Consider the following 13,978-nt stretch of genomic DNA (forward strand, 5'->3'; position numbering starts at 1 on the left):
GCAGATCAGTATGAGCCGCAAAGGGGATCCTTACGACAACGCGTGCATTGAATCTTTTCATGCCACCATCAAAAAAGAACTTGTGTATCGAAATAGGTTTTCCACACGGGCAGAAGCGCAGAAAGCCGTCGCAGTGTACATCGATTCCTTTTATAATCACCGCAGAAAACATTCCACCATGGACTACTGCACGCCAAACAAAATTGAACAGGAATACCGCATACTCCCCACAAAGAAAATCTCTTAATTTCCGCTCCTAAATGTAAACAGGCGATCTTCTTTTCCACGTCCTGTGTCAGAAAGCTCCACAAAATGAAAGGCGAGAAGAGAAAAGAGAAAGAATTTTTGAAAAGTAGTGTCCACTTTCTTGACTAAAGTCCAATTTTACTCCGCTCTGCCTATACTTTAATAAAACGCCTCGCTCCCCATACAAAAAAAGGACGCCCATTACAGGCGCCCTTTCCCACTATATTCAATTAGCTGAAGCTTTTACATTACTGAAAGGCAAGATGGCTTCATCGCGTTCACATGTTACCCACTCGTTGCGGATGGCATGCACCACGACTCCGGTGCGGTCCGTCACGCCAATGGAGCGGATCAGGTTACTGATATACCGCTTCACGGTTTTCACAGAGTAAAACAATTCTTCTGCCATTTCCGCTGTGCCTTTTCCGTCCAGCAGCAGCTGTAAAATAGCAAACTCTGCCTTTTTCAGCGGGACATTCACTTTTTCTTTATCAAGTACGAATCTTTTCACTGGCGACTGCCGCTGTTTTCTTTTTTTCACTTCTTCGGCAACTTTAAAATTAAGCACGGGTTCTAATATAAAGGAGTAATCCATCAGAGTTTCCATCGCTTTGCTGCCATGGGCCAGAAACTGCTCACAGGAAATTAACCCTGCCACTTCATATTCCAGTACCCCTGCAGCAAGCTCCAGATTTTTTTCCGGAACGATAAAAACAATTGCTTTCTTACTCCAGTCAACACTGGTCGGTCGTGTCTGCTGCTCTTGAACTGCATTCACAGGATCATCGCTGAAAATAAAGAGGGAATCAAAGGTAGAAACATATTCTTCATCTTCGTAGGTTATATAATCGTATTTAACGTCTTCCGGAGCTTTTACATTTCCCAAAACTTCCTTGTACGCTTCGTCCATACAGATTAATGCTATGCTTCGCTGGTTCGCATTTTTCATTCGCATTTACTTCACCCGCAATCAAATATCAGATACCCATTGTACAAGGGTTGTAACACCATTGTAAATCTTGTTGCAGTTAAACACCAGCTTATAATACTAAAATATATAGAGTTACATATTGTCGCAGGAAAATCAGCACCCATCTCATAAAATTCTCCTATATATCAGGATTTTAATGCCACTTTCTTACTCATTTTCTGGAAAACGCCTACGCAGGAGTTGACGAGCCCCTCAAATAGAACCTTCTTTCTCCCCCGCCCATCTTTTTCCCGGGAAGAAAGGAGGAGAAGCTCCTCTGCACCCAAATAAAAAAACCGCTCCCGGAGGAACGGCCTGTTTTTAACGATAATTTGTAAACTGCACCGGCACACTCAAGTCAGCTTCACGGATCGCTGCCATCGCCGCCTGCAGATCATCTTTGTTCTTACCGGTAACGCGAATCTGCTGATCCTGAATCTGTGTTTTCACTTTCATTTTTTGATCCTTAATCAGCTTGGTAATTTTTTTCGCGTTATCCTGGTCAATGCCCTGCACAAGCTTTGCGCGCTGGCGCACCGTACCGCCGGATGCACCTTCCAGCTTTCCGTAGTCCAGGCTTTTCAAAGATACTTCCTGCTTGATCAGCTTGCTCACGAGCACTTCTTTCAGCTGATCCATTTTAAATTCATTATCAGAAATAAGGACAAGCTCTTCTTTTTCAAGCTTTACTTCACTTTTGCTGCCTTTAAAATCATAGCGGTTCTGTATTTCTTTTTCCGTCATGACCACGGCGTTCTGAACTTTTGAAAAATCCACTTTGGAAACAACGTCAAATGAACTTTCTTTTGCCATATAAAACCCTCCTGCCAATCAATCTGCTTTTTATTATAAGGGAAACTTCCTTTAATTAAAACCTTAACGAGAGACAGCTGAGGCCGCCGTCCTGTTTTTGGAATTCACTCATTTCCAAAGGAATTACCTGATAGCCCGCTGCTTCGATTTTTTTCCTTGTATCTGAAAATCCTGCCGGGATGAGCACTTCATCATTTATCCGGACACAGTTCGCTGCATATTCTTCTTCTGGCAGTACAGTTATTTGTTCGTACTCCTGGAAGGCCGGATGATCAATGAATTCACCGGCTGCTAATACACGCCCCTCTCCCAGATAGGAAATTCCCGTTTTCAAATGGAAAAACTCTTTTACCTCCACCAGCGAAGCTGTATATCCTTCTTGTTTCAAAATTTCCTGCAGCTGTTCGGCTCCTTCTCTATTCGTGCGCGTGGAAAGACCTATGTAGAAGTGATTTTCCGCCTGGAGCACATCTCCCCCTTCCAGCGTCCCCGGCGCTTCAATATAATAAATTCTTTCATGAAATTCTTTCAGGACTTTTTCTATTGCTGTTGTTTCCCCTTTCCGCGAATCCGCACCCGGTCTTGTAATTACAGCAAAGCTGTTTGTCACTATTGCAGGATCTTCTACAAATACTGCATCAGGATAAGCTTCCTCTGCCGCTGATTCTTTTACTTTTACTCCTGCTGTTTTCAGCGCAGCAACATATTTATCATGCTGTTCAAGTGCTCTTGGGAAATCGGCTTTTCCGAGCGAAGCTGTCGTCAGTCCATTTACGTAGGATGAAGACGGTTTCTTTACAATTACCTGTGTAATATTCATTTTTCTCCTCCTTTTCTTTATATCGAAATTTATTTTTCTGTCTTCCTTCTATAGTACTTTATTTCTGAAAAAAATAACTACTATAGCAGTTCTTATTTTTGGAAACCGGGATTTTTCTTTGTTATAGTTAGGTAAAAGGACTCAACCATGGGGGTATTATATGTATGACTCTATTATCGATACACCTTTTTTCAAGCACGTTATTTCTCCAGATAACGAAGAAGAGATTGCATCGATAAGTAATTTAGTCACCTTTAAAAAAGGAGAAGTTCTCTATCGCGAAGGTGATGAGGGGAACTGTATGTATATCGTGCGTACAGGTGCCTTAAAAATTTATCGTGAGCATGAAGGACAGGAATTTATTTTAGGGCATCAGTTCCCGGGAGAAGCTATCGGAGAACTGGAAGTATTTCATTATGACAGTGCGCGCACCGCTACCGTAGCTGCAATAGAACGTGCTTCTTTGTGGAGAATTTATAAGGAAGATATGGTGAAGCTTGCGCTGCGGTATCCTAAACTGCTGCAGAAAACAATTTATATTCTGAGTGAGCGCCTTGCCCAGGCGGATCGACAAATTGAATACCTGGCGTTTCTAGATGTGTATGTCCGGGCAGCGAATCTGATTCTTGATCTTCACGCAAACTTTTCTCTTTCTACAGAAAAAGGAGATCTGATCCAGTGGAAAATTACCCAGCAGCATGCGGCAAATATGATCGGCGTTTCAAGAGAATCAGCGACCCGCGCCTTTCATGAACTGCAGCGCGAAAAAATTATCCGCTTTGAAAACAGATATATTTATGTGCTTGACCTGGAGCAGCTGAAGGAAATCAGCAAATCTGCTAAAAAAACCTCCTACCGTAAATGGCACAGTTCCAAAAAGTATTCGCTCGATTATTTGTAGCCTGTTTTTAAATTTTTACAAGCGTTCAGAGCGAGCGCTTTTTTTTTGAAATTTTTTTGATTACCTTGTGATCCGGTGACCTTCATCACATACTTTTGCACGCATTTGCTATATACTAGTAAACAGATATGTTTAATTAAAGCAGATAAAGGAGGGTCGGCTCTCCATGAGTTTCCTTGTGATTTTATTCAGTATACTGTTTCTTTCTGCCTGCTTTGATGCAGAAAATCAGACAGAGGCAAATACAGCTGGTTCCGCAGCCAGCAGTTCCGATGCTCCTTCTTACATAAAAGCGAATGAAACGTCCCGTACAGACGCTTCTTTCTCAGAATCTCTTACTGCCTATCACGCCAAAAATAATCATCCGCAGCATGAGGAATTTTCCAGAACGATGCACCATGAAGGAAAAAAATGGCGCTTGCTGCTGCATACAGATCACGATAACTTTGAAAACTGCCTTCATTTATACGATGACGCTGATACGCTTGTTGCTACACAATACCTGGAAGTGCAGGCAGAAGAAAAAGAGATAGGGTTAGCTCAAATAGAAATCATTCCTACGAGCCAGGGAGATTATGCTGCACTGATTTTTGGGGAGCGCTCCTATCAGGCGGATATTTATAAGTTGCAGAACCAGCAGTTAGAATACGTGCAGTCCTTTACTTCTATCGGAGAAATCCGGTTTCTGGATCCTGAAGAAAACGGAATGTACGAATATCTGAGTGTAGAATTTATTCACTATGACGGAACAGTCGAGAGTTACGGGGAATACTGGTTGACTGAAGATGAAAATAAGTGGGTGGAGGCAGAGAATCAGGGATAAAGCGTGATTACAATTTTAAAAAACGAAAAGCCGCAGGTTGCAGCTTTTCGTTTTTTTCCCTTTTTACATCCTGAATTCGTTAATTTGATCCTGCAGTTCCAATGCGATCTCACTCAGCTCTTCCGAAGTTTTCGCAACTTCGCTCATGGAAGCAAGCGACTCTTCAGAAGTGGCAGCTACGGTGGAAGTACTTTCCGTCATCTGCATGGCAAACGAAGAAAATTCATTCATCTTCAACTTCAGCACTTCGCCTTTCTCATTCAAATAAGAAACAATCTCCTCTACTTCTTCAATATGCCCGTCCACTTCTCCATTAATACTTTTTACATTTGCAAACAGCTCTTTCATGCGCTGGATAGAATCCACCCCGGCTGCTACATCTGTCGTAACAGTATCCATCGCTTTCACTGAATGATCGGTATCTCTCTGGATATCACAGATCATGTCATTAATCCGGTCTGCGGAATTTCCTGACTGCTCTGCAAGCTTTCTTACTTCCTCCGCTACGACAGCAAAACCTTTGCCATGTTCGCCGGCACGTGCTGCCTCAATAGAAGCGTTTAATGCAAGCAGATTTGTCTGATCGCTGATATCCGTCATCGTACGGATGATTTCATTGATTTCTTTCGAACGGCTTTCCAGCTTGCTGATCAGCTGCATTGTATCCTGCACAGAAGACGCTATCCCTTCCATCTGGCGGGAAGTCGACTCCACAGCTTCCGCACCTTCCGTAGAAACGGACACAGATTCATCTGATTTCTCTTTCAGCACAGCAGTTGCTTTTACGACTCGGGCTAAGCCCTGCTCCTGGTCCCCAACCGCCGTCATGCTTTCTTCCGTGCGCTGCTGGAGCTGTTCCGCTACATCGGAAACACCCTGGATTTCCGCTGCCGTATGCTCACTGGAAGAAGTGTTTTCCTGCGCGCTTGCTGTCAGCTCTTCAGAAGAAGCAGCAACCTGGCTTGATTTTTCCTGAATGCTTGTGATCATCCCCTGCAGCCGCTGCTGCATCGTGTTAATCGCAGTAGAAAGCAGTGCAATCTCTGTTTTTCCTGTTTCATTCAATGGTTCCCCGCACAAGTTTCCGGCTGCTACCTTTTCTGTAGCTTCCCGCACTTGATTAATCTGCCTGCTCATAAGATTAACGATAAAGAAAAGTGTGAGTGAAGCAAGCAAGGCTGCCACTGTGCCAATAATTATCGCGATCATCCCTATCGTATTCGCTGCCTCAAAAAACTCTTCGCTGTATGCCGCCAGGCCAAAATGCCAGCCCCACTCTTCAAACGTAGCCACATAAGCATTTTTTTCGCGCGCTGCAGTTTCCCCGGCATTCACCCACATATACGTATAGTAGCGATCTTCCGGATTCCCCTGCTGTGCCGCTTCAATAATCCCTCGGATCATATACGTCCCGTCATCATCCTGCAGATCAAACAAGTTCTGTCCTTCCCGTCCCATCGGATGAAGAACTGTGGTGCCGTCATCGAGGAAGCCGTAAAAATACCCTTCAGCTCCATAAGTAAAAGGACTCTCCTCAAAATTCCGGATAGGCGCCCCTTCCTCCGATTCATCTATCACCGGTCCCGCCAGCCTGACTCTTGCTTCCTCCTGCGCTTCTTCTAAAGTTAATTCCCCTGCTTCCACACGGTCGTGCAGTGCATCAAGCAGTTCTTCCGCCGCAGAAACCCGCGCTTGTAAATCCTCCTGCCCGGCTTCCGTTAAATGATGTTTCGCCAGTCCGTAGCTCGTTACTCCCAAAACAGCTACGGCCACTATAATGAACGAAACCGCAATCATAAATATCCGATTCGAAAGTTTGTTATACCACTTCATTAAAATCGCCCCCCTTATCACACACAAATTGTAAATACTTAAACCCATGCCTTTAGACTTATATTACCACAGCTAAAACTTTATGCCTATGTAAATTGCGAAAATTAAGAAAATTAGTAATAGGTCCTAATTTACTTACTTTATTAGGGGGATATTATGAACTATTCTCTGCGTAAAAAGAGAAATTCGTAAGCAGTTGAATACATTGGGGAATACATACAAGAAGACTTGCTGAGTCGGATACTCTTTTTTCTCTATGGTTCTTTTAAAGGCTGGTGCTGATATAAGAAAAGTACGCCTGCGGCTCTTTTTTCTTCGCTTGCCGCGGAGAAATCCTTCAGCTATCCCTTCCTTTCGTCCGGGATGATCTTCACGCTTTCTTTTTCCGCAGGCGTCTCGAAAAATCGCCTTGCCTTCTATATTCTTTTAAAAAAGAAAGAGTAACTTATAAAAGCTGCCTTCCTTCTGCTCATCAAATGTAAGACGAAGCGAAAACCGGCGGGAGCCTGTATTAGAGAGAGCATTGCTCCACTCGACCAACAGTGAAAGTTCACATCTCCTTTGGCAGAAGGAGGTCGGAAGATCCCGCAGGACATGAGTCCACCCGGATATCTCCTTCAAGACAGGTCAGTTGCAGCGGAGTCTTCTATTATTATCAATACTGAACATTAACAGAGACACTCATGCAAAATTTTTGCACCATGAAGTATGAAAATTAATACTGCTGTGTAACGAAGGAGAGGACACCCAAAGGATCAGCGCCGTTCGAGAATCCATTTTGGCGGACGTTCTTTCTGTCAAAATTAGTCGAGAACAAGCCCTTGGGTAAGCCGCTCCGAAAGTGAAGCAGCAGTATTACTTCTTTTTAGTGGAACTTTTATTTTCAAGGTAGCTTTCTCTATAAAAAATCGAAGGAGGCACTCCCCCTTCGATTTACTCTAAATTTGCATGACGGTTTTTCCAGCTGTCATGATTATCTTCTTGCTGCTTAGATAGATAGATAATAAATGCATCCAACAGCAGATGAAGACTTTGATCGAACTGATTTCCGAGCGGCTGAATGGTTGCAGGTTCATTCTCTCTTCTATACTTCGTAGCTGCCGGTACACGAATTACCTGATCACTTGAAGCTGCAATCGGGGAATCCGGATCTGTAGTGAAACTCACTACCTCCGCTCCTGTTTTCGCTGCAGTTGTTCCCATTGATGCGAGACTTCCTGTCGTCCCGGAACCTGAGAGGATAAAAAGTAAATCTCCTTTTTCAATACTTGGAGTGATCGTCTCTCCTGTTACATACACGTGATATCCTCCGTGCATCAGCCTCATTGCAATCATTTTTCCTACAAGTCCAGATCTGCCTTCTCCTGCAATAAAAATTCGTTTTGCCTGTGCTGTTCTTTCTGCCAGTTTTACAAAATCATTATTTTCCAGGGAACGCTCCACCACCTGTGCTACTTCTTTTATTACAGCTGAAGAAATTTCTTTCATTCTGAGAAAGCCTCCTTTATTTTTTCTGCCGCCTTTTTAGGATGCTGCACCCCGGTAATCGCACTTCCTACAATTACAGCTTCAGGCTGGTGCGGCCGCAGCAGTGGAATAGAATCCAGAGAAATACCGCCGGCTACTGCAGCTTTCATATGCGGATATGGAGCCAGAGGCTTAAAAATGTCTCCGCTGATACTTCTGCTACCCTGCTGATCTTTTCCTATATGAAGAGAAACAAGCCTGACTCCCAGTCCGTCCAGTTCCGCTATTCTTTCCTCCGGAGCGTTCAGCAGATCAATCATGACCCTGCCGTTAAGTTCCTCCGCCGTTTCTAGTGCGGTGCGAATACTGTTGTCGTCACTGAAAGCCATGACTGTGGTAATATCGGCTCCAGCTTCCAGTGCCTGTCTGGTTTCATGGGCGGCTGCATCGCAAGTTTTCATATCTGCAACAATAGTTTTCTCCGGATAGTCTTTTTTTATTTCACGAATGATTTCCATTCCATATTCCTTGATGACACCCGTTCCAATTTCAATCCAGTCGACTGCGTTTTTTGTTTCTGCAAGAATGTGCCGGCATTCTTCTTTGCTTAAACGATCCAGTGCAAGCTGTAAGTTCATTACGGTTACCTACCTTTCGATTTTTTCTTTTTCTCCAAGCGCCTCCGCTACTTCTTCGAGAAGCGGCAGTCCTTCATTATCACCAGAAACTGCGACTACCATGCTCCCTACCTGATTTGCAAACTGCAGGGTCTTTTCCAACGGCCAGTCCTGAAGAATTCCGTATAAAAATCCTGCATTAAACCCATCGCCGGCACCTACTGTATCCACGACTTTGGCTGCTTTTACAGAAGAAGCATAAACTACTTCCTCATCTGCTGTTTTACCGGCAGCACCTTTTTCTCCACGTTTTACAGCGACTGTCTCCACTCCATAACTTTGGAATTCCTGTATATGTGCTTCGAGCGTCTGATCTCCAAAAAGCTGTGCAGCTTCTTCTTCGCCGCTCAATACAATATCAACGTGAGGCAGAAAACTCAGTAATGCTTCCCTGGCGCTTTCCACAGACCACAGCTTTAAACGGATGTTCGGATCCAGCGCAATTTTCGCCCCGTTTTCTTTCGCTATACTTATTGCTTGATGCAGAAGGCTTACATTTTCCGGCCGCAGTGAAGGAAATACGCCGGACAGGTAGAAAATTTTCGCTTCTTTTATTTTGGAGTTCTGTAAGGTCTCTGCAGTAATCGTTTCTGTAGGAGACGGGAAGCGGTAATAATGTGTACTGCCTGATCCGTCCTCCCTGATTTCTTTAAAATTTAACGGCGTATTATATCCATCTTCCTTTACAACATCAGTAACATCTACACCTTCACCACGCATAAAATTAAGAATATACTGACCGAATTCATCGTTTCCCACACGGCTGATCCATCCGCTTGCAAGGCCAAGCCGCGCTGCTCCGACAGCAAGATTCAGTTCAGCTCCCCCCGCTTTTCTCTCAAACTCATTTGAAAAACGCAGCGGTCCTCTCGTTTTTGGATTCATCGTAATCATACCGTCTCCAATTGTTATAATGTCCAGCATATAAAAATCTCCTCCGGTCTATTCATGACACTTAAATTTAATTTAATAACATTGCCTTCACGTCTGTTGATTATCCATTTATTTGAAAAAACGCCCTCAAGTTACGGTAATGCAGTGTCTTCGGTTTCTATTTCTTCCCTAGTCGTGGAGAAAGCTTTTGGCTTTCTTAAAAGAAAGCATTGCCGACTTTTTCAAAAAAGAGCGGCGCGCAGCCGGTGACTCCAAGAGGAAATAGGACGATTCGAAGATCCGGCTGCCGAAGGCAGACTAGCTGAGAAAGTCCCCTCCGGAAAGCGTCCGGCGGAAGCAGAACGTCTTACCGCATTCCAGATAAGAAGCTCTTTCGTTTGTTTTCAGATAGGAAACTCGAAATATTATTTGGATAACATCAGCTAATCAACAGACGAGCATTGCCTTTATGAAATCTGGTTTTGATATAAGAAAGGTATGCTTCCGGCTCCTCCACCTCTCGAGGAAAAATCCAGCAGAGGCCTGTTTTAGCGGAAACTGGGTAGATCCCTCAGCAAAGTTTTTCTTATTAACAAAGCTTAAACATTAAAGGTATTCGGAAGCCACATGAAAATACCAGGTACAAACGCAATAATGATAATTACAAGAAGAATAATAATAATGTAAGGAATGGTGGAAAAGAATGACCTTCCAATCGGCAGATCCGCAATTTTACTCGCGAGAAGCAGACACAAGCCATAAGGAGGCGTGACTAGCCCAACTGCCAGACACATCATAATTACAATTCCAAAATGAATAGGATCGACACCGAGTGTCATCGCTGAAGGCAGTACAATCGGCACAAACAATATTATAGAAGGAACTGTATCCATAAACATTCCTACAAATAAGAAAAGCAGAATTACTGCAACGAGAAACATCCAGTCGAAAGGCAGTGCATTGTCGAAGAACCCGGCAATAATCGCAGGAACGTTATAGTAGCTGATCAAACGTCCAAGAGAGGTTGCAGTTGCCAGTGCAAAAAGTGTTAAAGAACTAAGCTTTAACGTATCGTAGACAATGGCTGGTAAGTGCTTGATTTTAATTGTTCTATAAAGAAAAAAGGAAATCAGAAATGCATACACACATGCAAGTACTGCTGCTTCTGTCGGTGTTACGAATCCACCGACGATTCCTCCTAAAATGATAACCGGAGTGAGCAGCGGCGGAATACTTTTTAACCCCTGTATCACAATATCTTTTAATTTCACTCTTTCATGACGCGGATATTGATGACGGTGGGAAATAAAAGCAACAAGCACCATTAATGAAGCACCGATTGCCAGCCCCGGAATAATTCCTCCAAGAAACATACGCCCTACCGAAACACCCGCAATGCTTGCGTAAATGACCATCGGTATACTCGGCGGTATAATCATTCCCATCGTAGAAGAAGCGGCAGTGACGGCTGCGGCTGTTCCTTTACTGTAATTTTCCTTTATCATGCTGGGGATTAATATTTTTCCTACTCCAGCAGTATCCGCTGTGGAAGCTCCTGAAATCCCTCCAAAAAACATGGACACTACAATGTTTGCCTGGGCAAGTCCACCACGAATATGCCCGACAAGGGAAACTGCAAATTGGATTAATTTCTCGGAAATCTGTCCCTGGTTCATAATATTAGCGGCAAGAATAAATAAAGGAACTGCAAGCAGAATAAACGATTCCAGTCCTGAAAACATTTGCTGCACGACGGCCTGCAGGGGAATAGCATCCAAAATGAAGAAACCTACGTAACTAACGATACCTATAACAAAAGCGATCGGAACTCCTAACAGCATGAGTCCTAAAAATAATAAAACTAAGAATATGCCAGTCATGCTGCTTCCCCCTTATCACCGGCTTTGTATTTCATGAAATCTTCCCACCAGTTGGCAAGTGCAAAAAGAATCATGCCCGCCCCTCCTACAGGAATCGCAAGCCATGCATATCCCTGCCGGATCTGCGGAAGGTTGTTTAATGTCCAGTCCCAGAACTGCTGGGTCAACCCATAGCCATCTACTATCATCACAATTCCGAACGCCACTATCAGTACGTGTGTAAGCGACTGTACAAGAAATAAAGTCAGTCCTTTTACATTGTCAATGACGAGTCCTACGGTAAAATGCCCTTTTTCTCTGATCATAACCGCCGCACCGACAAATATCATCCAGATAAAAGCATAGGTTGCTATTTCTCCCGCCCAGAGCACCCGTATCCCAGGAATGTAGCGGGAAGCTACCTGTAAGATTACACATATAAAAAATATGAGAAAGAAGAGCGCTGCTACTTTTAAAAATATATTTTCAATGAGTCCGACCGCTTTTTTCAATTGCATCTTCCACCTTTCTTTTCCTCACTTTTAAACAAGGAAAAGGGCTTCGTAAAGCCCTCTCTGTTATTCTGATCTCATTGATTCAACTTCTTCATACTCATCAACCATATTAAGTGCTTCAGCCGCTTCTTCCCGTACACTCTGCGTTCTTTCCACAAACGGTTCTTTGTCTACTTCATTAATTTCAATTCCTTCATCTTCCATTGCCTGCCTTGATTCATCTGCCAGCTCTCTATCTGACTCTCTTGCAGCAGCTGTTGCTTCTTCAGAAGCATTTTCTACCGCCTGCTGCTGTTCCTCCGTCAAACCTTCAAATGTTTCATCAGACATAAAGAAGAATCGAGTCGTATAATCGTGTTCTGTTAAAGAAATATTTTCCGTAACTTCGTGATGGCTTGCCTGATAAATATTTGTAAAGTCATTTTCAGCAGCATCTATTACTCTGTTTTGCAGCGCCTGATACATTTCATCCCACGCGACACTCGTTGGGTTTGCACCAAGCGTTTCCCAAGTATTTGTTACCACCGGGGAATCCTGCGTACGGATCTGCACGTTCTGCAGATCATCCGGAGTTTCAATCGGTTCGAAACCATAATAATTACGAACTCCTGCAGACCAGTATCCAAGAATTTTGAAACTTGTATTTTCTTCTACCTGACCAGCGACAGTATCTCCAATCTCTCCGTCTACTACCTGCTCCCAGTGCTCATTGCTTTCAAAGAGATAAGGCATTGCGAAAAAATCAACCGCATCTGTTGCCTGTGCCATAAAGCCCGGTGAAGCTACTACTACATCCACGGACCCTGTTTCCATATTCTGCACCAGTTCATCTTCATTTCCGCCGAGCGCCCCATCTGTATGGATTTCCACGGTCACCGCCCCGTCCGTTTCTTCTTCCAACACTTCTTTAAATCTTTCAAAACCAACAGCAAATGGACTTTCCGCATCAAGCTGGGTAGCTGCAATTAGATTTACCGTTTCCCCGGAGGCTTCTCCGCCGCCATTGTTCCCGGCGTTTCCATTGTTCCCTGCATTTCCCTCATTCGCATTGTTGTTTCCACCGTCATTTCCACAGGCTGTCATTAACGCTGCACTTGCAAGTACATAAAATGGTACGCTCCACTTTTTAATCATGATATATTCCTCCTCGAATTTTTGATGACTCTCTGATATTCAAATTACCTTCAAATTCATACAGCAGCTTCATATCTTCTGCTTTGTTTCCATTAATCTGCTCCAGGAGCACTTCTGCTGCTTTCTTTCCCATTGCAAAGGCCGGCTGTTCCATCGTCGTAATCCTCGGACTGTAAAGCTCTGCAAACTCTACTTCATCAATAGTCATTAATGACAGTGTTGGCGGTATCCCGTTATATTTCTTTTTCAAAAAGGATAAAATACGCATTAATGACCGATCATTACTTGCCATAATTGCCTCTGGTATTTCTTCTCCATCGAAAACTTTTTCTAAAAACATTTCTACATCTTCCAGCGAATCTGTATAAATCCATTGATTATTTACGGGCATCTTCAGTCTTTTCAATGCTGCTAACAACCCTTCGTATCTTTCTGAACGTGGACTGATTGTTAGATCTGAGCTCACATATGCAATCCGCTCACTTCCTTCTTCTTTTAGATGCTGAATCGAACGCTCCATGGCATCTTGATTGTCCAAACAAATGGTCGGCACTGGTAACGCTTTCACTTTTCGATCTAAAAAAACGAGTGGATAATTTTCATCCAGCAGTGATTTGTACATTTCTTCGTTCGATGCAGTAGGAAAAATAATAAATCCATCTACCTGCTTCGCTTTCAGCATTTCTATATACTGCTGTTCTTTCTGTGGATCATCGTCTGCATTACAGAGAATGACGTGATACCCTTGAGAATGAAAAAAATCTTCAATTGCCCGCGATGTCTGTGTGGAGAACCGATGCAGAATGTTTGCCATGATCACTCCGATCGTAGTAGTTTTTTTCTGTTTTAAACTTCTCGCAATAACATTCGGCTGGTATTTCAACTCTTTCACCGCTTTTTCAATCCGATGCTTCGTTTCTTCTCCCATATAGGTGAAACGGCCGTTTAAATATTGAGATACGGTGCTCTTGGAAACCGCTGCATGATCCGCCACATCCTGCAGCGTTACCTTCCTTCTCATATGCTTCCCCCTTTGATAAATCGGTT

Annotated in this window: 14 protein-coding genes; 3 read left to right on the top strand and 11 right to left on the bottom strand. The window is 43.5% G+C overall.

Annotated elements, in window-relative coordinates; translation table 11 throughout:
- Window positions 1-247, top strand: a 247-nt coding sequence (locus tag BLP92_RS10485; RefSeq protein ID WP_139148946.1) for an integrase core domain-containing protein, incomplete at its 5' end; no start/stop codon positions are given.
- A 225-nt stretch (window positions 248-472) separates the two neighbouring features.
- Here the strand turns inward: BLP92_RS10485 and BLP92_RS10490 are convergent.
- From BLP92_RS10490 to BLP92_RS10500, 3 genes are all read right to left on the bottom strand, one after another.
- A complete protein-coding gene (locus BLP92_RS10490; protein WP_090842917.1) occupies window positions 473-1,201 on the bottom strand; it encodes a response regulator transcription factor in 729 nt (242 codons plus the stop codon).
- Window positions 1,202-1,537: 336 nt separating this feature from the next.
- Window positions 1,538-2,029, bottom strand: a complete 492-nt coding sequence (locus tag BLP92_RS10495; RefSeq protein WP_090842918.1) for a YajQ family cyclic di-GMP-binding protein — start codon at window positions 2,027-2,029, stop codon at window positions 1,538-1,540.
- 55 nt (window positions 2,030-2,084) lie between these two features.
- Window positions 2,085-2,849, bottom strand: coding sequence for a dimethylarginine dimethylaminohydrolase family protein (locus tag BLP92_RS10500; RefSeq protein WP_090842919.1), 765 nt, complete (start codon window positions 2,847-2,849; stop codon window positions 2,085-2,087).
- Window positions 2,850-3,009: 160 nt separating this feature from the next.
- Here BLP92_RS10500 and BLP92_RS10505 point away from each other — a divergent pair, with 160 nt between their 5' ends.
- The gene (locus BLP92_RS10505; protein ID WP_090842920.1) at window positions 3,010-3,750 is read left to right on the top strand and encodes a Crp/Fnr family transcriptional regulator; all 741 of its coding nucleotides are present in this window, start codon (window positions 3,010-3,012) and stop codon (window positions 3,748-3,750) included.
- A 166-nt stretch (window positions 3,751-3,916) separates the two neighbouring features.
- Complete coding sequence (locus BLP92_RS10510; RefSeq protein ID WP_090842921.1) at window positions 3,917-4,573, top strand: hypothetical protein; 657 nt, start codon at window positions 3,917-3,919, stop codon at window positions 4,571-4,573.
- A gap of 63 nt (window positions 4,574-4,636) precedes the next feature.
- Here BLP92_RS10510 and BLP92_RS10515 read toward each other — a convergent pair whose 3' ends face one another.
- The 8 genes from BLP92_RS10515 to BLP92_RS10550 all read right to left on the bottom strand — a co-directional run bounded on the left by BLP92_RS10515 (window position 4,637) and on the right by BLP92_RS10550 (window position 13,952).
- Window positions 4,637-6,406: a methyl-accepting chemotaxis protein gene (locus BLP92_RS10515; RefSeq protein WP_175444251.1), complete on the bottom strand. Its 1,770-nt coding sequence runs from the start codon at window positions 6,404-6,406 to the stop codon at window positions 4,637-4,639.
- A 933-nt stretch (window positions 6,407-7,339) separates the two neighbouring features.
- The gene (hxlB, locus tag BLP92_RS10520) at window positions 7,340-7,894 is read right to left on the bottom strand and encodes a 6-phospho-3-hexuloisomerase (RefSeq protein WP_090842923.1); all 555 of its coding nucleotides are present in this window, start codon (window positions 7,892-7,894) and stop codon (window positions 7,340-7,342) included.
- The gene (hxlA, locus tag BLP92_RS10525; RefSeq protein WP_090842924.1) at window positions 7,891-8,511 is read right to left on the bottom strand and encodes a 3-hexulose-6-phosphate synthase; all 621 of its coding nucleotides are present in this window, start codon (window positions 8,509-8,511) and stop codon (window positions 7,891-7,893) included. The genes hxlB and hxlA overlap by 4 nt, the downstream gene beginning before the upstream one ends.
- Before the next feature lie 9 nt (window positions 8,512-8,520).
- Window positions 8,521-9,474 (bottom strand): sugar kinase, encoded by a 954-nt coding sequence (locus BLP92_RS10530; RefSeq protein WP_090842925.1) that lies wholly within the window; start codon window positions 9,472-9,474, stop codon window positions 8,521-8,523.
- A 548-nt stretch (window positions 9,475-10,022) separates the two neighbouring features.
- Window positions 10,023-11,303 carry a TRAP transporter large permease gene (locus tag BLP92_RS10535; protein WP_090842926.1) on the bottom strand — a complete coding sequence of 427 codons (1,281 nt, stop codon included), beginning with the start codon at window positions 11,301-11,303 and terminating at the stop codon, window positions 10,023-10,025.
- Window positions 11,300-11,794 (bottom strand): TRAP transporter small permease, encoded by a 495-nt coding sequence (locus BLP92_RS10540; RefSeq protein ID WP_175444252.1) that lies wholly within the window; start codon window positions 11,792-11,794, stop codon window positions 11,300-11,302. The genes BLP92_RS10535 and BLP92_RS10540 overlap by 4 nt, the downstream gene beginning before the upstream one ends.
- A 66-nt stretch (window positions 11,795-11,860) precedes the next feature.
- Window positions 11,861-12,931 carry a TRAP transporter substrate-binding protein gene (locus BLP92_RS10545; RefSeq protein ID WP_090842928.1) on the bottom strand — a complete coding sequence of 357 codons (1,071 nt, stop codon included), beginning with the start codon at window positions 12,929-12,931 and terminating at the stop codon, window positions 11,861-11,863.
- The gene (locus tag BLP92_RS10550; RefSeq protein WP_090842929.1) at window positions 12,924-13,952 is read right to left on the bottom strand and encodes a LacI family DNA-binding transcriptional regulator; all 1,029 of its coding nucleotides are present in this window, start codon (window positions 13,950-13,952) and stop codon (window positions 12,924-12,926) included. The genes BLP92_RS10545 and BLP92_RS10550 overlap by 8 nt, the downstream gene beginning before the upstream one ends.
- Window positions 13,953-13,978 lie beyond the last annotated feature (26 nt).

It is taken from the genome of Alkalicoccus daliensis (assembly GCF_900103955.1).
GTDB lineage: Bacteria > Bacillota > Bacilli > Bacillales > Salisediminibacteriaceae > Alkalicoccus > Alkalicoccus daliensis.